We start from the raw sequence: 18,753 nt of genomic DNA, 5'->3' as shown, positions 1-18,753 counted from the left end.
CCCGGGGCTCAGAACAGCCCGCAAAAATCAGGAATGGGCGAAGATATCCGTTTCGTCCCATCCCTTAAGGTCGAGTTCCGCCCGAACGGGAAGAAAGTCGAAACACGCCTTTGCGATATGTTCCCGCCCTTCCCGGGCGAGCATGAATTCCAGTTTTTCCTTCAGCCCGTGCAGATAAAGCACGTCCGAGGCCGCATATGCGAGCTGCGCATCGGACAAGGTTTCCGCTGCCCAGTCCGAACTTTGCTGCTGCTTGGACAATTCGACGCCGAGCAGTTCGCGCGAGATATCCTTCAATCCGTGCCGGTCGGTATAGGTGCGCACCAGTTTGGACGCGATCTTGGTGCACCACACCGGCGAGACCTCAATGCCCAGATAGTGCCGCAACATGGCAACATCAAATCGGGCGAAGTGAAAAATCTTCGGTTTTGACGGATCGGTCATCAGCGCCGCCAGATTGGGCGCATCTTTCTGGCCGCGGGCGATCTGTACCACATCGGCAGTGCCGTCGCCCGGAGAAAGCTGCACCACGCACAGACGGTCGCGGTGCGGATTAAGACCAAGGGTTTCGGAATCGACTGCCACCGCGCTTGCCGTTTCATAGGCCTTCAGGTCGGGAAGGTCGCCCTTGTGGTAGCGGATGGTCATGTCGCGTCGTCTCCTGTTTCCGGTCCACGCCCGGCGCTGGAATAACCGAAGAATTTGATCGTCTGGTAGAACATGGCACCGAATGTGGCAAGCAAATTGCCGCGACGTCCGCAGCGGCGGCCCGCAACACCCCTACTTTTTGACGCGGAATTCCTGGTGGCAGGCTTTGCAGGTGCCCGCTAAGTCACCGAACGCGCCCGCCAGTTGCTGCTTGTTTGCCCCGGCTTCTGCCAGCGTTTTGAGGGCGAGAGCCGCTGACTGCAGATCGCCGGCATGGTCCTCGAAAGCCGGCCAGTCGTTCCAGATCGCCGGGTTCGCTTCGCTTTGCGGCTGAAGACTGCCTTCGGGAAACAATTCGGTCAGCGCCTCGCCGGCATGACCGGCAATCGCGTTGCCGGCAGCAATTGCCACCTGAGGATCGTAGGGGCCGCTCTTCAGCATGCGGCCAACGGCTTTCATGCTGTCACCGATTTCGGACATGGCATCCATCCGCTCCTTGACGATACCGGTCGCCCCGCCATGGGCGAAGGCCGCCCCTGCACCTGCCAGGGCCAAACCCATGCATACTCCCGCCAGTTTCAACCGCATGCCGCTGCCACTCCTTCAATTGATCCCGTTGGCGCGCTGAAGCGCGCGCAAATAAGCTATAATTCTTCCCACATCCCCTTCGCTCACGTTTTCGACAGGGGGCATGTCGCCGAACGGCCAGTGGTGCGCGCGCACGCCCCGGGCCGCCGCCAGATGGAAGGCCCCGTCGCTGTGATGTCCGGGCTCGTAGATCCTGTGCACCAGCGGCGGACCGAAACCATCGCGGCCGGCGGCATTGTCGCCGTGACAAGCCGCACAGTTCTCCTCAAAAAGTGCTTCTCCTGCACGCATTTCCGCATTCAGCGCAGGCACGGTGACCGCAACGAGAGCAGCTCCGCTTGCCGGCGCGGTGTCGGTCCGCCCCGACACCAGTGCCCACGCCAGGACGCCAAGAACGATCAGGGAAAGCACCATCGAGATCAGCAAGAATATCCGCCGCATCAATGCCCCCCGCCTTCTGGAGCGCGCGCACGTCCGGACAAGTCGTCCATGATGGGACACTCCGGCCGGTCGTCTCCGTGACACGCTTCCACCATCTCCAGGAGGACCCGCTTGAGTGACTTCAGTTCGGCGATCTTGCGGTCGACTTGCTGTATCTTCTGCCGCGTGATGGCTTTGACATCGGCGCTTGCGCGGTTGGTGTCCTCATAGAGTGACAGCAGATCGCGGCACTCCTCTATGGAAAACCCCAGGCTGCGGGATCGCTGCAGGAATTTGAGGCGCTCCAGGTCCGTCTGCGAAAAATCACGGTAGCCGTTCTCGCCGCGCAGAGGACGGACGAGGCCGATCTCCTCGTAATAGCGGATCGTCTTCACCGGAAGCCGGCTTTGCCGGGATGCTGTACCTATATTCATCGTGGCACCTGCCAATTCACGCGCGAACCCGCGGCGTGAGCTAAAGTTTCAGCCTGCGCAGCCGCAGCGCGTTGCTGATCACCGAGACCGAAGACAGGCTCATGGCGGCGGCGGCCAGCATGGGCGACAGCAATATGCCGAAGACCGGATAGAGGATCCCCGCGGCAATCGGAACGCCGACAGAATTGTAGATGAAGGCAAAGAAGAGGTTCTGGCGGATATTGCGCACGGTCGCACGGGCCAGTTTCCGCGCCCGCACGATGCCCTCCAGATCGCCTTTCAAAAGGGTCATGCCGGCGCTTTCCACGGCGACATCCGCGCCCGTTCCCATGGCAAGGCCGACATCGGCTGCGGCCAGCGCCGGGGCATCGTTGACACCGTCGCCAGCCATGGCGACCGTCGCGCCGGCTGCCTTCAGTTCCTCGATCAGCTTCTGCTTTCCTTCGGGCAGCACACCCGCGCGCACCTCGTCGATGCCGAGAACGCCCGCCACGGCCTGTGCGGTGCGCGGCGCATCGCCGGTTGCCATGACGATCCTGATGCCGTCGCGATGAAGCGCGTCGATCGCGGCCCTTGCATTGGACTTGATCGGGTCGGCGACGGCGATCAGTCCCTGAAGGGCGGCTTGGCCTCCCGATACCTTCACCAGATACATGACTGTCTTGCCGAGTTCGGCCAGTTCTTCGCCGCGGCTTTCAATTGCGGAAATGTCAGCGCCGCTTTCCACCGCGAAGGCGGCATTGCCGAAGAGCACCTCGTCGGCGCCGACACTGGCCCTGACGCCCTTGCCGGTCACCGCTTCGAAATCGGCGGCGTCCGCCAGTTGGACGGACCTTTTGTCCACCTCTGCCAGAATAGCCTCGGCAAGGGGATGTTCGGATCCCTTTTCCAGCGCGCCGGCCAGCCTCAGGAGGTCCTCCTCCGAGACGCCGGACACCGTCACGAGGTCACTGACCGCAGGTTTGCCTTCCGTCAGGGTTCCAGTCTTGTCGACGACAATCGTGTCGACCGAGGCAAGCCGCTCCAGGCTCTCGGCGGTTTTCACCAGAACCCCTGCCTGAGCACCGCGCCCAGTTGCCGTCATGATCGACACGGGCGTCGCCAGCCCCAGCGCACAGGGGCAGGCGATGATCAGCACGGAAACGGCGGCGACAATCGCGTGCACCAGGGACGGGCTCGGGCCGACAAGCAGCCAGACGACGAAGGCCAGCACGGCAACGCCGACCACGGTGGGAACGAAGTAGCCCGCGACCCTGTCCGCAAGACCCTGGATCGGCGCGCGCGAACGCTGCGCTGAAGAGACCATGTCGACAATCTTCGAAAGCATCGTGTCCGCGCCGACCAGTTCGGCCTGCATCACGAAGGAGCCGGTCTTGTTGAGCGTGCCGCCGGTGACCTTGTCTCCGGCAGATTTCTGCACCGGGACCGGTTCACCCGTCACCAGGCTTTCATCGATCGAGGACGTGCCTTCCAGAACCACACCGTCGACCGGCACGGCCTCGCCGGGACGCACCCTGAGCTTGTCGCCTTGCAGGACGTTTTCCAGGGGCGCGTCATATTCGTCGCCGTCCGGCGTGATGCGGCGGGCCGTTTTCGGCGCCAGGTCCAGGAGCGCGCGGATCGCGTCGCCTGTCCGCTCGCGAGCGTTCAGTTCCAGAACCTGACCAACGAAGACCAGCGCGACAATCACCGCCGCGGCCTCGAAATAGACCGGCATGTGACCGCTCGCGCCCTTGAGCGTGTCCGGAAACAGGAAGGGCAGGAAGGTGGCCACCATGGAATAGAGGTAGGCCGCACCGACGCCGATCATGATCAGCGTCCACATGTTCAGGTGGCGGGTGACCAGGGACGTCCAGCCGCGCTGGAAGAACGGCAGAGCAGCCCAGAGAACAACCGGTGTTGCCAGAAGGGCCTCCAGGTAGACCGCGACGCCCTCGCCGATCCAGCTGCGCACGGGAAGGCCGAGCATCGGCCCCATGGTCAGGATCAGCAGCGGAACGGAGGCCAGCGCGCTGACCCAGAGGCGGCGGGTGAAATCGATCAGTTCGTGATTGGGCTCGTCGGAAACGCCACTTGTCGGCTCAAGCGCCATGCCGCAGATCGGGCAGGTACCCGGTCCTTCCTGGATGATTTCAGGGTGCATGGGGCAAGTGTATGTCGCCCCGTTGGCGGAGCCTTCGGCTTCCATCGCCTTTTTGCGGGCATTGTTGCCGGACACGTAGAAATAAGGATCGTTCTCGAATTTGTCGTGACAGCCTGAACTGCAGAAATGATAGTCCTGCCCCTTGTAGTTCAGCGTCGGCTTGCCCGTGCCGGGCGTGACGGACATGCCGCAGACCGGATCAATCGCCTTTTCGGCTGCCGATGCCTGGCCGGACTTGACTGCTGTTTTCTGCATTTCGAACTCTCGCCTCGGGGCACCGCCCCTCACCTGTACCAATCTCAAAAACCAAGGAACTGTTTGATGAGGTTGGTACTAGAGTTTCCAGTTACTGGAAGGTCAAGGCAAAAGAATGCCGGTCCGCGGCCTTCTGCTATCGCGCCGTGAATGCCGCAATCTTCTGTCCGACCTTGTGCAGGTATCTTTCCCGGCTCTCCCGGGTGGAACTGTCCATCTTGTAATGGGCCAGATACAGCGTCTTGCAGCCGGGCCGGCACAGGATCCCGATCCCGCGCAGGATCGTCTTGCGGCCCGGTTCACCTATCAGCTTTGACAGCCACCAGCTTGCGCCGCAGGTGGTGACGACCGCGATACGTCTTATATGCTGCATTTTCGGTCGCGCGCCATGGGTCGCCGTCGGCATCTCGAAGGTCTCGTGCGGCACCCAGACCCGCTCCAGCCAACCCTTCAGCATCGCCGGCAGGCCGAACCACCAGGTCGGATAGACAAAGACCGTCGCCTCGCACCACATGATGTCCGCAAGGTCCTCGGCGACCGGCTCCGTGTTGGCCTGCGGCGTATGATAGCCGCGCCGTTCCTCCGCACTCATGACCGGATCGAAGCCCTTGGCATATAGATCCGTCAGGCGGACCTCATGGCCTTGTTCCTCCAGGGTCTCCACCACTTTCTTGCAAAGAGCGGCATTGAAACTTTCCTTGCAGGGGTGGCTGAAAACCACGAGAACGCGCATGGGTCTGGCCTTTGCGACACGGTGTTTGTTACGCCCGCCGGAGATCGGCGGCATGAATAGTCAGGCCTGCTGCAAACCGGGAAACAGAAAAACCTGATCGCTGGAAAAATCGTAATCCGGGTTTTCCCAGGCGATCATCTTGCCCGGGTTGAGCAGCCCCTTGGGGTCCGCCTGCTTCTTGAAGGCAAGCTGCACGGCGTCGGTGCGCTTCATGCCGCCCTCCTCCAACGTGTAGCGGTGCGGATTGAAGATCGGGCAGCCGTTGTCCTCATGCAGGCGGATGATCTCGTTGAGCCGCGCTTCACTGGTGTATCGGACGATGGGCAGACCGAAGCAGGTGATGTTGCCGTCGAAGCGGACATATTCCAGATGCGCCGGCACTTCGTCACCGAACATCTCGTGCATCTTGCGCACGCGCTCTACCTGATCGGGGAAGGGATAGAGCACCTGCAGATAGGTGATGGTCGGATCCACCCTGAGGCCGCGCAGCGTGGTGTGGTTCCACGCCAGTTCATAAGCCGGCGGCAGGCGCGTCCTGTCTTCGTCGCTGGCCCGATCCGAGCGGTAGAGCACCTCGGCCTTTTTCTGCCGGGCAACAAACGCCTCGAAGGCGGGCATCGCGAAAGGCGCGACCATCAGCACGGCGACGGACTGGTCCCGGCGGATGAATTTCCTGTGGCGCAGAAAATAATCATAAGGCACGGGGGCGGCGATCGGGGCGATGTTCTTCACCAGCAGCCCGTCGAGATTGGCCAGCTCGTCGGAAAAGACGGCGGCGTCCATGAAATCGTCGAAGCCGACCAGCACGTCGACCCAGTCATAGGCGGCCGTCAGCGGCATCTCGACCTCGGTGATCACACCGTTGGTGCCGTATGCATGCATGACCTTCTGCAGATCGTCGCCGGTCATTTCCAGAACTTGCGGCTCGGCCTCCATGGTGATGACTCGCAACCGGATGACATTGCCCAGATCGCGCAGTCCGCCCCAGTTGATCGACCCTACGCCGCCGGACCCTCCGGCGATGAACCCGCCGATGGTCGCCGTCCGGTAAGTGGACGGGTGCATGCGCAATTCCTGGTTCGAATGGGCGCGCGCCGCCGCGTCGATGTCCGCTATGATCGCACCGGCCTCGGCGACAACGGATCCGGGACGGATGTCCTTTACCGCCGTCATCTCCGCCAGGTTTAGCACGACGCCGCGCGACAGGGGCATGGCCTGGCCGTAGTTGCCGGTTCCCGCACCGCGCGTCGTCACCGCCACACCGGCGGCATAGCAGGCTTTCAGGACACGGATGACCTCGGCCTCGGATTTCGGCGTCACGACCAGGTCCGCGGTGACATCCTCAAGCTGCTGCTTGAGCACCGGGGAATACCAGAAAAAGTCGCGGCTCTTCTGCCGGACGATCTGCGGGTTATCCTCGATCTGCAGTCCTTCGAGATCGGCTTTCAGGGCGGCGATGGCGCTCATGGTCGGGCTTACCTTTCCAGCATCAGATGATCGAGCTCGCGGTAGTCGGGAAGTGTGTTGTCGATGCTGTAGCCCTCGCGGATGACTTCGCGCGGTCCCGCCGGGCGGGAAAGCAGTTCGTTCCAGCTGCGCGCCCGGAAAAGAATCAGATCGGCCGGCGCTCCGGGGCGCAGCCGTCCGTGCGGGACATTCATGATGTCCGCCGAGGTCGACGAAACGCTGCTGATCCAGTCGGCAATCGGGTGATCCAGATGGAGGATGCGGGTTGCCTGGGCATAGACTTCGACAAGGTCCAGATCGCCATAGGCATAAAACGGGTCACGGGTGTTGTCGGAGGCGACGGAGACCGGAATGCCGCGCGCGCGCATCTCGTGCAGCAGCGTGACGCCGCGCCGGCGCGGCGTTCGCCCTGCCTGCCGGTCCTGAAGGTACATGTTGCACATGGGCAGCGAGACGATGGCGATCCCGGCCTCGGCGAGAAGATCCAGCGTTTTTTCCGCCTCACCTTCCTCATGAACCGACAGCGAACAGCAATGTCCGCAGACGATCTTTCCTTCGAAACCAAGCCGGATGGCGGTTTCGGCGATATGGCGCAGGGTGACGGCGGCAGGGTCGAGGGTTTCGTCGACGTGAAAATCGAGATCCAGTCCGCGCTCCATGGCCGCGCGGAAGACCGTTTCCAGATGCATGTCGATATTGGGCACCATATAGGTCACGGCGCCCATGACACCGCCGGCGGCGGCGACCCGGTCGGCAATGCTAGAGAGGTAACTCCGGCCATCGTCCACCAGACGGTCGATGCCGAAGAGGCAGACGCCCTGTAGATCGATCCGGTCGGCCCATTCGGCCTGGATCTCGGCAAAAAGAGGCCAGGTGATCGCATCCTGCGGCGGCAGGCTGTCGAGATGCGTGCGGATTGCCGAGGTGCCATGCGCATAGGCGGATTTCAGCGCGAATTCGATGCGGGCACGCAGATCCTCCGCCGACCAGTTGGCGGTTCTGTCTTCCCCCACGGCCTCGAGCGCCCCCTGGAAACTGCCGTCCGGATTGGCCTTGCGTGGCCAGACATGGCCCTTGTCGAGATGGGTGTGCATGTCGACAAGGGTCGGCAGGACCAGGCCGCCGTCGAGATCGAACGTCCCGTGCAGCCCCGTCGGCGTTCCGGCGGGCAGGATACGCACCAGCTTTCCCTGCGAGATTTCCAGATCAGCGGCGATCAGGTCGTCATTGTTCAGCTTTTCCGGGTTCAGCTTTTCCGGGTTCAGGCCATCATTGCCGGCAATCAGGCAGGCCGGAATGGTGGCGTTTTTCAGATAGCCCGATCCGTGAAGTCCGGCGTTGAGGATGTGTCCCATTCAGACTTCCCGCTTGAGGGCGCTCTCATGCCACTTTCTCAGGAGCAGATGCGACAGAAGGTTCATGGTGAGGAAGATCAGGATGCCGGTCACGGAAATCATCAGCAGGGCGGCGAACATGCGCGGCATGTTGAGCCGGTAGCTGGCTTCCAGGATCTGGTTGGCGAGCCCGGAGCCTGAGCCGGCCGAGCCTGCCACGAACTCCGCGACGATGGCGCCGATGAGCGACAGGCCGCCGGCGATCTTCAGGCCGCCGAGAAAATACGGCATGGCGGCCGGCAGGCGCAGGTAGCGCAGCGTCTGCCAACGGCTGGCGCCGTAGAGCTGGAAGAGATTGCGCAGATTGTGATCGGCCGAATTCAGCCCCAGAACCGTGTTGGAGAGGATCGGGAAGAACGCCACGATCCAGGCACAGATCAGCAGGCTGGCGGTGAGCGAATCCACATAGATCAGGATCAGCGGCGCGATGGCGATGATCGGCGTGACCTGCAGGATGACTGCGAAGGGAAAGAAGGAGATCTCGATCCACTTCGACTGGGTGAACAGCACCGCGAGACCCAGACCGCCGGCAGTGGCTATGAAAAGCGCGCCGAAGGTGATCTTGAGCGTGTTGAGAAGGGCGACCCACAGGATCGGCCAGTCGATAAGCAGCGTCTCGAACACCAGCCCGGGCCTGGGCAGGATATAATGGGGAATTTCGTTCCAGATGCAGATCCGGTCCCACAACCAGACCGACAGCACCAGGATGGCGAGCGGAACGACCCAGCGGCCGATGGATTCGATGCGGGCGGCGCGGACGCGCTTCAGCTCTTCCTCGTCGAGAGGAGCGGCATCGAGAGAGGCGGCATAGGAAGTCTTGGCCGGATTGGCCTTGTCTGACAGCGCGACGGTCATGGGGTCTGCCTTTTTGGGAATACGGCGCGGGCGGTGTGCGTCACATGTCGTCTCCCGCATCCATGGCCGCGTGCAGGGCCTGGGAGACGTCGCGGCAGAAGCCGCTGTAGACGGCGGAGGTGCGGAAGCTCTCGTCACGCGGATAGGGCGCGTCGATCGCCATGTCATTGACCACCCGTCCGGGCCGGGCCGCCATGACGACGATACGGTCGGACAGATAGACGGATTCGAACACCGAATGGGTGACGAAGACGACCGTCCAGCCGAAGGTCTCCCAAAGGTGCAGCAGGTCGTTGTTGAGCTTGAACCGGGTGATTTCGTCGAGCGCCGCAAAAGGCTCGTCCATGAGCAGCAGTTTCGGTTTGGTCACCAGCGCCCGGGCGATGGAGACACGCATTTTCATGCCGCCGGAGAGTTCGCGCGGATAGCTTTTGGCGAACTCCGCCAGGCCGACCATTTCCAGCGCTTCCATGACGCTGTCGTGGGCCTGCCGTTGAGAAATGCCCTTCAGGCGCAGCGGCAGCCAGACATTGGCGAATACCGTTGCCCAGGGCATCAGCGTCGGTTCCTGGAAGACGAAGGAAAGCTCGTGCTCCGTGGCGCCCGCCGTTTCCTGGGGCCAGTCCACCCGGCCCGAGGTCGGGCCGGTGAGGCCGGTGATGATCCTGAGCGCCGTCGACTTGCCGCATCCCGACGGCCCGAGCAGGGAGACGAACTCCCCCTGCCGGATGTCGAGCGACATGTTGTTGAGCGCCACCGTGCCGTTTGAGAAGGTCTTGGAGATACCCTTCAGGGACACGATCGCCGGGTTCGGATCAGTCTGCATGTTGGTTTGTGCCATGGCCGTCATTGTTTTCGTTTCCGGGGAGTGTGTTTCCGGGTTTCAAAGCCCGGCCATGGTTGCATGTTTTCCGTCCGCCGCGAACCGGCCCGGTCTGGTTTGAATGCCCGCGTTGCGGTTATTCGCCAATCAATTGCCGGTGAGTTTTTTCTTCAGATCGACACCGACACCGGCGTTCACGAAGTCCAGCGTGTAGGACTTGGTGTAGTCCACATCCGGCTTGACGACACCGGCCTTGACCATCTTGTCGAAGAAGGACTTCTGGCGCTCGTCGGTCATGGCGCCGATGCCCATGGTCAGCGTGTCGCCGCTGTCGACGATGCCGTATTCCTTCAGCTTCTCGATGGAAAAGGCCAGCTGTCCGTCGGACATGCCCGGGTTGTCCTTCTTGATCATCTCCAGAGCCTTGGAGTTGTCGCCATAAAGGAAGTTGACCCAGCCGATGGCCGAGCCGTCGACGAAGCACTTGACGACTTCCGGCTTGGTTTCGATCAGATCGGCGCGGGTTTCGACGGTGGTGGAATAGGTGTCGTAGCCGTAGTCGGCGATCAGGAAGATGTTCGGCGTGAAGCCGCCTTCCGTCTCGATGGCATAGGGCTCGGACGTCACATAGCCCTGCTGGGCGATCTGCTTGTCGGCCAGGAACGGCGCGGAGTTATAAGTGTAGGGGCGCACCTGCTCGTCGGTGAAACCGAACTCGGCCTTCATCCACTGATAAAAGGAGTTCAGCCCGCCCTTGCCGAGCAGCAGCTTGATGCCCTTGAGGCTGTCCCAGGTGTCCAGGCCCTCGCCCGGATGGGTCATCAGGATCTGCGGTTCTTTCTGAAAATGCCCTGCGACGACGACGGTCGGGATGCCCTGCTCGACGGCCGAAAAGGCCTGCAGCATGTTGCCGCCCATGAGGAAGTCGATCTTGCCGGCCGGCAGCAGGATGCGGTTGTTGGCCTGCGGTCCGCCGGGCTTGATTTCCACCTCGAGGCCGCAAGCCTCATAGGTGCCGTCCGCAAGAGCCTGATAATAGCCGCCATGCTCGGCCTGGGCGACCCAATTCGTGCCGAAGCTGACCTTTTCCAGTGCCTGCGCACTTGTGGAGGCCACAAGCGCAAGCGCCGCAATTCCGATTTTCCGAGAAACTGTCATGTATCCGCCTTCCCCTATCATTTCGTACACCGCGCAGGTCAATCCGCCCGCAACGGGCCGAATGCTCTGCCGCTGTGCCTTGATAAGGCCCTGTGAGCGGAACAGGCAATAAAGCGGGCCCGGTATTACCGTTCAGCCCGCAAGAACTTTCGCCAGCGTCGCCAGACGCCGGAAGCAGATGAACAATTGCACAGGACGGGAAACGTGTCAGCATAAAAAATAGACGTGCTTGAAATTTTAGCAAACGCATTGAAAATACGCAGACAGGGAAATTGCCCAACCGGCAAGCGCACGATAGGTTTAGCGCTCTTTCACGACGGGAATATGATAATTGACACGTGCTCACACGCCCGGCGGCATCCGCCCGCCCTTCGCCCGCTACAGCCATGCCATCGAGGTTCCGCCCGACCACCGGCTGCTGTTTGCCTCCGGCCAGCTCGGCATTGCCGCCGACGACACGGTGCCTGCTGACGCGGAAGGTCAGACGCGGCTGTGTTTCGACAATATCTCCGCCATCCTGGACGAAGCGGGCATGACGCTGGCCGACGTGGTGCGCATCAACGCCTACGTGAGCGACCGCGCCCATCTTCCCGGCTACATGACGGTGCGCGACAGTTATTTTTCCGACCCGCCGCCGGCCTCCACCCTGATGATCGTCTCCGGCTTCGCGCGCGAGGAATTCGTCGTCGAGGTGGAAGTCATCGCCGCCGCGCCGTAACGCCAAACAGTCCCGAAACGCCTGACAGCCCCTGCCCCGAACCGGGCCAGGCCGAGCTGGGCCAAACCGAATTATCCGAAGGACCACCCGATGCTGCCGACACCCTATTGGCATGAAATGACGACGACCGATTTTCACGCGCCCGGCGTGAAAAACTGGATCGCGGTGCTGCCGGTCGCGGCGATCGAGCAGCACGGCCCGCACCTGCCGGTCTTCACCGACACCGCCATCGCGGAAGGCCAGATCCGCCGCGTCGTGGAGCTGCTGCCGGAGGATCTTCCGGCGACTTTCCTGCCGGTGCAGGCGGTGGGCAAATCCAACGAGCACATCTCCTCGCCCGGCACACTGACGCTGACCTGGGAGACGGCCATAAAAGCCTGGCTGGAGATCGCCGAAAGCGTTCAGCGCGCCGGCATCCGCAAGCTGGTGATCGTCAACTCCCACGGCGGCAACGTGCCGCTGATCGACATCGTGACGCGCGAATTGCGCGTGCGCCATTCCATGCTGGCCACCGGTACCGCCTGGGCCCGCTTCGGCCAGCCCGAGGGGGTGTTCTCGCCGGAGGAACTCACCTTCGGCATCCATGGCGGTGACGTCGAAACCTCCATCATGCTGCATCTTTACCCGGAGCTGGTGCGCATGGAGCGCGCCGAGGACTTCCGCTCCAACCAGCACGCCCTGGTGGAAGACTTCACCCACCTGCGCGCCCACGGCCAGCATCAGTTCGGCTGGAAAGCCCAGGACCTCAACCTCGCCGGCGCCATCGGCAACGCCTCCCTGGCCACCGCCGACAAGGGCCGCCAGTCCCTCGACCACGCCGCGCACGGCTTTATCGAGCTGCTGAAGGATGTGGACAGGTTCGACATGGGACGGCTGTGGGCGGAGGGGTAAGGCTGTCGGGGTTCTTCTGGAAGCTGATACCCCGCTGACATCCCCTCTTTTCACGAGTTCTCACACTCCCGGCCAGCCTGAAGCACAAAGCCTCAACGCTTGATCCCGGCTCGCCCCTTGAGGGCAGGGCTATCGCAAACGAGCGGGACGTCGCCCCAAACACTGCTGTCACCCCGGGCGAGCGGAGCGAGACCCGGGGCCCACTCATTTCCAGAGAGCAGGTGGATTGCCGAAACGCGGCAGGAAATTCTCAACCGTTTCAACAAGCTGCACCGCGAGTAGCCCCCGGATCTGCGCTTCGCTTGTCCGGGGAGGCACCCGAAGAGAACCTCCCCCACAAGCCATATGGACTGGCGTATCCGTTCATTTGCGATAGCTCTGCCCCTTGAAGGAGACATAGGGAGGGCACCAGCTCCGCGAATTCGGCAAAAATGACCGTACCGAGAGGCCGATCCCCCCCTCTGTCCGCTTCACGGACATCTCCCCCTCGAGGGGGGAGAGGGCAGGTGCCGCGCCGTCTGAGCGGATATCGAGCTCCTGTCCTGGCGGACAGCAAATTCACCCATCGCGCTCCTTGAGCGCCGGAAAGCCTTCGTACCACGCGCCATGATCGCCCGCGTGGTTATCGAAACTCGGCTTTGTCAGCAGGCCGGCCGGGACGGCATAGCTGTCGATGCGGCGCTCGGGGGCCTCGCGCCAGTTGACGTTCACCGCCCAGAGCTTCGGAAAAAACCAGAGCGAATTATACGGCAGATGATCGTGGATCCACCACGCCAGCCGCCGCCAGTCGCCTTCCTCGCTGTGACGGTCCCAGACCCAGGGCACGACAATGCAGGCTGTCGCCCCCAGACGCCCCTCACCGTCGCGGTAATCCCAGATGTGATGGGCATAATTGGCCTCGTTGCGGGCGCAGTTGAGATCGTTCTCGTTGCCGAAGGCATTGACCTCCGGCGAGCGGTAGGCGGAGCGGATGGCGACATGCCCGAAGGCGGCGCGCAACGGCTCCAGCAATTCCCCGCACAGCCTCGTGCCGGCCTCGATGGCGACATCGGGATGATGCGGAATGTTGGGAATGCCATAAAAATTGGAAATTTCCGAATAGAGAAAATCCCGCATGAAGTAGTTTTCGGACAGGCGTACCCGGCCGAGGTTTTCGAGGGAGTTCATGGATCCGGGTTGGCGCATGGGGGCTCCTTTTAAAAAGATCCTGAAACATCAATTCCGGTGCCGGCGCCCCGAAAAGGACTTTCCAAACGGCCCTCAGACCGCCGACGCAATTTGCACCTCACCGAAGTCATCCCGGCCAAGCGCAGCGCGAGCCGGGATGACGAACTGGAGGATTTTCAGAAAATTGAAGACCGGTAATAACAATCCTCTTTCCCCTCCTCCGGTCCTGTCATGGCTTGACCATGGCATCCATGCCGTGGCGGGTCAAAAAACTCAGGCCTGACTTGAGCCACCGGCACGGCATAGATCACCGGGTCAGGCCCGGTGATGACCGGGGTGTGGGGAAAAGGCTCAAGTGGCGGAGCCTCGGACTGAAACAGAGGCTTCACTTGGAAAAGCATGCGTTTGAGAGAAACCGGGATTGCCGAATCGCCGAAACAAAAAAGCCCCGGAGAACCGGAGCTTTTTTGAGTGTTTCGGACTTTGGTAGGCTGTCCGAAACGGGAATTTGGTGCCAGGAGAGGCATCATATTTAATTAATAAGGCACTGTTTTGTATCTATACTTTTAATTTAAACCTTCAAAAGACCAGCAGAAAGACCAACAAAATTTTCCAGCACTCATTCTATTGCCTCCAATCCAACCCAGCGGGCGGTGGCAAGATCAGCGAGACTTTCTCCACGCTCACGAATCTCATTTTCTGTCCAACATGATTTTCCATTAAACCACTTGTTCAGAAACAACCCAGTGTGCTCCTCGAACTTTGCTTTCTTTTCATCGAAGCTTTTGTTGCCTGACGCAATATTGAGACCGCCAGACAGGAGCGTAAGGTTGCCGAGAGTGTGCAGAATCGAGTTCCGCGCAATGGCTTTGCCTTCCGCATCCGAGGTATGCCCTGTTGACCCGTCCTCGAATGGCCAGTCATCACCCCATGACTGTGGCAAGATGTGCTCAACCCACAGGTTTGCGGGCTGATCGGACTTCTCGGCCAATTTCGACCTGCTGGCCAGTTCCAGTTCCCAAAGGATGTCCGTCAAGCGAGGCCGCGGTGAGATTGCATAGGCATTGTTGTTCAAGATGCCATTGCGAACGTCGCTGTCGGTTGGAAACAGGCTGCTTACACCCGCTTTCTTCGAAAAGTAGCCTTTAAAGTTTTCGACCAAAACACCCTTCTCTAGGAACTCTGCTGCGATGGACTGAAAAACATTATTGAGGTTTTTGGTCGTTAGACTGCAAAGCGTTCGACGCACAAGATAGGAATAAATGAGTTGCGCCAGCTTTTCCCGCTCCTCCGATGGAACACCTTCCTGCCCTATCTGCAGTGCCACTGGATATACAGTGGTGACTTGCCAGGTCCTCAACTTGCGCCCAAGCCATTTCAAAGATGGGTCGCAATTTTCCTTTCCTTCGAGCGTGCGATAAACTGGAGCGTGACGCTCAAGGAGCTTCAGTTCATTTTCAACATTGTCGAACTGAGGCTTGCCCTTTGGCACCGCAAAATTGCGGTACTCTGCATAGAGTTCGCGGATCGATATTTTTTTACCCGATTCGGCGGCAAGCATATGTGCCAGAAAATGATCCAGTCGCGGACGCTTGGGACGTGCATTTGGAGCAGCTTCACGCCACCAGGGATCATCAAGTGGGTCCCAAAGCTTCTTGTATAACGATTCAACTTTAGCCTTCTCTTTCTCCGCTCGGTGGAAGATGTTGTTGCGCACGAGATCCATTGCCAAAAGCGGTTCGCCTTTCGAGTTCAGCGTCTCGAAGATCACTTGAGCGTCATCGCTTTCTCCAAGCGTGATAACGACCAGCTTTAGACGGTCCAGCAAGGCGCTGAGCAGCGCCTCTAGTCTTGCCGAAACATCCTCAGAGGCGGTTTCCTCAACGATTTGCTGTTCAGCTAGCTCTAGCTCGTCAGAATCTCCCTCGAAGTCTTGTGGGCCGCGTTGAACAAAGTTCTCGATCCACTGTCGGAACAGATGATAGGCGCGATACGCCTTCTCCGGTCGACTTTTGGGAACGGTAGAGCCCCAAAACAGTGACTTGTATTTCTTGTCAGCCTCGGCTGCAGGCAGATCGATGATGTCGTGGAACAAGTCCCGATCAGAAGGCGTTGGTGTCAGCTTGAAGCGCGTCAACGGATCAGTGTCTTTGCTCTGCGGCACATTGGTCAGGTAGCCGTTTATGTGGTCTATAAAATCATCCTGACCATGGCTTCGTGCCACCTCACGCAACGCAGCAAGGAAAAGCTGAAACGTTGTTAACCGCTGCTGACCATCGACGACCTGGACTGTAGGTGTGAAAGCAAATTTCGCACCGCTGTCGACAGGCGCTAGGATCAGCGCACCCATGTAATGCTCGAATTTACTTTCGCCTACAAGCACCTCGGCGGCTTTTGCAGAGACATCCTCCCAAAAGGGGAGTAGGCGTTCATCGCCCCATTGGTATTTACGCTGGTAAAGTGGCACCATGAAACGGCGCGCTTCTTTCAAAACCACTTCTACCGGGTGATCGTCGGCATCCATTTGAATCACTCCCAAAAATAACTTTGCCTTTATTTTCGTCTTATAATTCAACCTGCTACCAGCACAGTCGCCTCCAATAACTCTGAAACAAACCATCAATATCGACAAGCGTATTAATTCCCAGAAATCTACCTTCTAATCTATGTTATTTCCTCCAGCATCCTGAGTAGATTTGGATCACCACCAGTTCCCTCAATATACTCCAATAGACTGTCAATAATTTCGACTTTCAGGTCGCCCTGACCGATGCGTTTTCGGTGCCTGAAAACGGAAATTCGAAGTTTTTCCAGCTTTTTCTGGATTTCTCGACCATGCCCGGGGTTGTCTGGAGTGAGAAACCAAGGTTCAACTTCACGATAGCGCAGGAGACCTGTCAGGATGAGAAGTGTGTATTTGAGATCGACTTCGAATGATTTCTTTTCAATAAGTCTGTCAATGTTTTCTGCCGTATCCTGAGCTATCTTGCCTGCCAGCTGCCGGCTTAGACTTTGCGGAGCGAACTTGCGTCGTGACAAGGCATCACAAAGCGCTCCACGCGTGTCCGCATTTTGGTTTCTTTTCACAAGCAGGCTAAAAAGTGAATGTAGCTTCTCTGTAGAAGTCATTATGCGAGCTGCACCGCGCACAATTGTACGGGCCGATGCGTGCGCACTGAGAAGTGGATGATCTTCGCCTTCGATCTCAGCGCGGATTGCATTCAAAAACGCGTCCTGGACACGGTCGGAACACTGTCCCGTTGCCCAACCGAGACAAAGCAGGTGATTGTTGTTTTTCAATCGATTACGAGACTTCTGCGCGACGCAAATAACTTCATGTTCAATTGCTTGAACTACATTCTTGAAACGTAGAGTGTCATCTGCTGATAGGAGCTCGGGTAACTCTCCATCAGTGCCGATAGGGAGATAGACTGTCGAGTACAAAGGAGGATTTAGCCTTCGCCTAATTGCTTTTGAAAGGCTCTCTAAAGCTTCGGGGCCTCTTTGTTCAAACTGAGATACTGCGTCCAGAATGCCCGATCTGAACGCATCATTTGTCCATAGATCGATATGGGACGGCTCCAAAATCCGGTTTGGTATCTGCGGTCGGTAAAAATCTTTATCGAGCTCCTCGATGATTTCTTCCGGACTGCGCTGATCTTCAGGTAGTGATAACCAATCAATATCAATCGGCTTTCTTCTCAAATCTTCCCAGGTTGAACTCACAATCTGTATTTTCGCCCAGCCCTGCGCTGGCTTTTGACTGAGATGGATTTCTACAGAAGTATCGTCGGATGGAGGTGTCTCTGTTGTCGCAGTCCAATGTCGAACTTTGGTGTCTCCCTTCTGGATATAAAATTCGATTGTTGTTTTCCCACTACCCCAGACTGGCCCCGTGATTGGTTTCGACTTGTAGGTATGGTTTGCGGGAACCGTCTCCCGTTCGGGTATCAGATCCACAAACTCAGCACCTTCGGTCTTGAGCAGGCAAAGTCTGACGGGATCAAGACGGTCCAAGAAATGTGGTAGTCCGCTTTCGACCAGAAGGCCGGCCTTCAATGCACCTCGCGCAGCGGCATCCCACGAGAGCATCTCCAGCCTACCCCAGTACGTCTCGACGACGTCAGCAAGCGTATCTGCGAAACTCGCGCCTAAAGGTGTCGACAACAACGTCATGTCGGCAGGCTCAACCGAATGACCTTCTAGACCTGCAGGAAGCGAGAGAGAGTTAAAGGGCTCAATTTTTGGAGCAGAGATTTCCACCCAGGTGCCATTTGCACGCCTAAGAATTTCAACATCTCCCGGCTTCATCCGGCCAGACAGTAATTGAAAGGCCATGGAAGTAGGGTCACAACGCCCTTCTAGGAGCGTCTGATCAGATAACAGGACGTCTTTTTCGGCGCTTTCGAATAGTGCTTTCAAGCCCAATTCCGGGCCGAAGGTTTGTCCGTATCCCTGCCTTTCCGGCGCGTAGTGCCCGGATTGACCTTGAACGCGTCGCAGGGTCAATATCTGTTCTTCCAAACCGTCGCTTACGTGTGTCAGGATCCGAACACGAAAGCCATCCCTGTCAGATGGGATTTGACCTGTTTCCATTGCGCCGAGAAAACATGCCACGGATCGCCATAAAAGCGCCGCTTTCGGCCGCTTCTGGCCTCTCAATGCGCCTAGCAGTCGTTCTCGAACGCTCTCGTCGTAAGAGACGCTGTCCGGTATGGTCAGGAAGTAGTTTTGAGCACCGGCCGTAAGTGCTTCAACAGGCGCCCAAAACAGGAAGTGCGACTGAGTTTCAGCCTCATCTTTCAGAGCGTCTAATAAAGAACGCACAGACTTGCGGCGTTCCGGGAGTCCAACTTCTCCCCAGGCACCACTCCTTCCGTGAGGCGCCAGGCTGGCTTGAGGACCGCCGATCCAGCGGCCACTATCCAACTGAACAAGTACCCCCTGCAGTCCGCCATCTATCAATTGCGGGTCCTGCAGTGGTGTATCCGGGTCTTCAAAGCTCCAGTCCCGGCACGCCAGATCATGCCATCCGTTGATGTCGACGCCCACCCACCGT

The 18,753-nt window shown here is 59.3% G+C and carries 16 protein-coding genes; 2 read left to right on the top strand and 14 right to left on the bottom strand.

The features are described 5' to 3' along the window. Positions 1 to 27: 27 nt before the first annotated feature. From Q1B40_RS03060 to Q1B40_RS03010, 11 genes are all read right to left on the bottom strand, one after another. On the bottom strand, positions 28 to 648 hold the full coding sequence (locus Q1B40_RS03060; protein WP_299809846.1) for a ribonuclease D: 621 nt from the start codon (positions 646 to 648) through the stop codon (positions 28 to 30). A gap of 132 nt (positions 649 to 780) precedes the next feature. Then, a complete protein-coding gene (locus tag Q1B40_RS03055; RefSeq protein ID WP_299809844.1) occupies positions 781 to 1,209 on the bottom strand; it encodes a cytochrome c in 429 nt (142 codons plus the stop codon). A gap of 42 nt (positions 1,210 to 1,251) precedes the next feature. Further along, complete coding sequence (locus Q1B40_RS03050) at positions 1,252 to 1,677, bottom strand: cytochrome c (RefSeq protein WP_299809841.1); 426 nt, start codon at positions 1,675 to 1,677, stop codon at positions 1,252 to 1,254. Continuing rightward, positions 1,677 to 2,090 (bottom strand): Cu(I)-responsive transcriptional regulator, encoded by a 414-nt coding sequence (gene cueR, locus Q1B40_RS03045; RefSeq protein WP_299809838.1) that lies wholly within the window; start codon positions 2,088 to 2,090, stop codon positions 1,677 to 1,679. Before cueR ends, Q1B40_RS03050 begins: the two co-directional genes overlap by 1 nt. Before the next feature lie 40 nt (positions 2,091 to 2,130). Further along, positions 2,131 to 4,488: a heavy metal translocating P-type ATPase gene (locus Q1B40_RS03040; protein WP_299809836.1), complete on the bottom strand. Its 2,358-nt coding sequence runs from the start codon at positions 4,486 to 4,488 to the stop codon at positions 2,131 to 2,133. Between the two features lie 136 nt (positions 4,489 to 4,624). Then, positions 4,625 to 5,275: an NAD(P)H-dependent oxidoreductase gene (locus Q1B40_RS03035; RefSeq protein ID WP_367279105.1), complete on the bottom strand. Its 651-nt coding sequence runs from the start codon at positions 5,273 to 5,275 to the stop codon at positions 4,625 to 4,627. 6 nt (positions 5,276 to 5,281) lie between these two features. Then, positions 5,282 to 6,688 (bottom strand): FAD-binding oxidoreductase, encoded by a 1,407-nt coding sequence (locus tag Q1B40_RS03030; protein WP_299809833.1) that lies wholly within the window; start codon positions 6,686 to 6,688, stop codon positions 5,282 to 5,284. Positions 6,689 to 6,696: 8 nt separating this feature from the next. Next, a complete protein-coding gene (locus Q1B40_RS03025) occupies positions 6,697 to 8,043 on the bottom strand; it encodes a cytosine deaminase (RefSeq protein ID WP_299809830.1) in 1,347 nt (448 codons plus the stop codon). Further along, positions 8,044 to 8,937 carry an ABC transporter permease gene (locus tag Q1B40_RS03020; RefSeq protein WP_299809827.1) on the bottom strand — a complete coding sequence of 298 codons (894 nt, stop codon included), beginning with the start codon at positions 8,935 to 8,937 and terminating at the stop codon, positions 8,044 to 8,046. A 40-nt stretch (positions 8,938 to 8,977) separates the two neighbouring features. Further along, on the bottom strand, positions 8,978 to 9,787 hold the full coding sequence (locus Q1B40_RS03015) for an ABC transporter ATP-binding protein (RefSeq protein ID WP_299809825.1): 810 nt from the start codon (positions 9,785 to 9,787) through the stop codon (positions 8,978 to 8,980). Positions 9,788 to 9,907: 120 nt separating this feature from the next. Beyond that, positions 9,908 to 10,918 carry an ABC transporter substrate-binding protein gene (locus Q1B40_RS03010; RefSeq protein WP_299809823.1) on the bottom strand — a complete coding sequence of 337 codons (1,011 nt, stop codon included), beginning with the start codon at positions 10,916 to 10,918 and terminating at the stop codon, positions 9,908 to 9,910. A 331-nt stretch (positions 10,919 to 11,249) separates the two neighbouring features. Here Q1B40_RS03010 and Q1B40_RS03005 point away from each other — a divergent pair, with 331 nt between their 5' ends. Beyond that, positions 11,250 to 11,636 carry a RidA family protein gene (locus Q1B40_RS03005; protein ID WP_299809821.1) on the top strand — a complete coding sequence of 129 codons (387 nt, stop codon included), beginning with the start codon at positions 11,250 to 11,252 and terminating at the stop codon, positions 11,634 to 11,636. Between the two features lie 90 nt (positions 11,637 to 11,726). Further along, positions 11,727 to 12,527, top strand: coding sequence for a creatininase family protein (locus tag Q1B40_RS03000; protein WP_299809819.1), 801 nt, complete (start codon positions 11,727 to 11,729; stop codon positions 12,525 to 12,527). A gap of 558 nt (positions 12,528 to 13,085) precedes the next feature. On the opposite strand, the gene Q1B40_RS02995 is transcribed toward Q1B40_RS03000, so the two are convergent. The 3 genes from Q1B40_RS02995 to Q1B40_RS02985 all read right to left on the bottom strand — a co-directional run bounded on the left by Q1B40_RS02995 (position 13,086) and on the right by Q1B40_RS02985 (position 18,746). Beyond that, a complete protein-coding gene (locus tag Q1B40_RS02995; protein ID WP_299809817.1) occupies positions 13,086 to 13,712 on the bottom strand; it encodes a hypothetical protein in 627 nt (208 codons plus the stop codon). Between the two features lie 601 nt (positions 13,713 to 14,313). Further along, positions 14,314 to 16,218, bottom strand: a complete 1,905-nt coding sequence (locus tag Q1B40_RS02990) for a DUF262 domain-containing protein (RefSeq protein WP_299809815.1) — start codon at positions 16,216 to 16,218, stop codon at positions 14,314 to 14,316. A 140-nt stretch (positions 16,219 to 16,358) separates the two neighbouring features. Continuing rightward, complete coding sequence (locus Q1B40_RS02985) at positions 16,359 to 18,746, bottom strand: hypothetical protein (protein WP_299809814.1); 2,388 nt, start codon at positions 18,744 to 18,746, stop codon at positions 16,359 to 16,361. Positions 18,747 to 18,753 lie beyond the last annotated feature (7 nt).

It is taken from the genome of uncultured Roseibium sp., from assembly GCF_947496995.1.
Classification (GTDB): domain Bacteria; phylum Pseudomonadota; class Alphaproteobacteria; order Rhizobiales; family Stappiaceae; genus Roseibium.
This window is presented reverse-complemented; position numbering and strand designations above follow the sequence as displayed.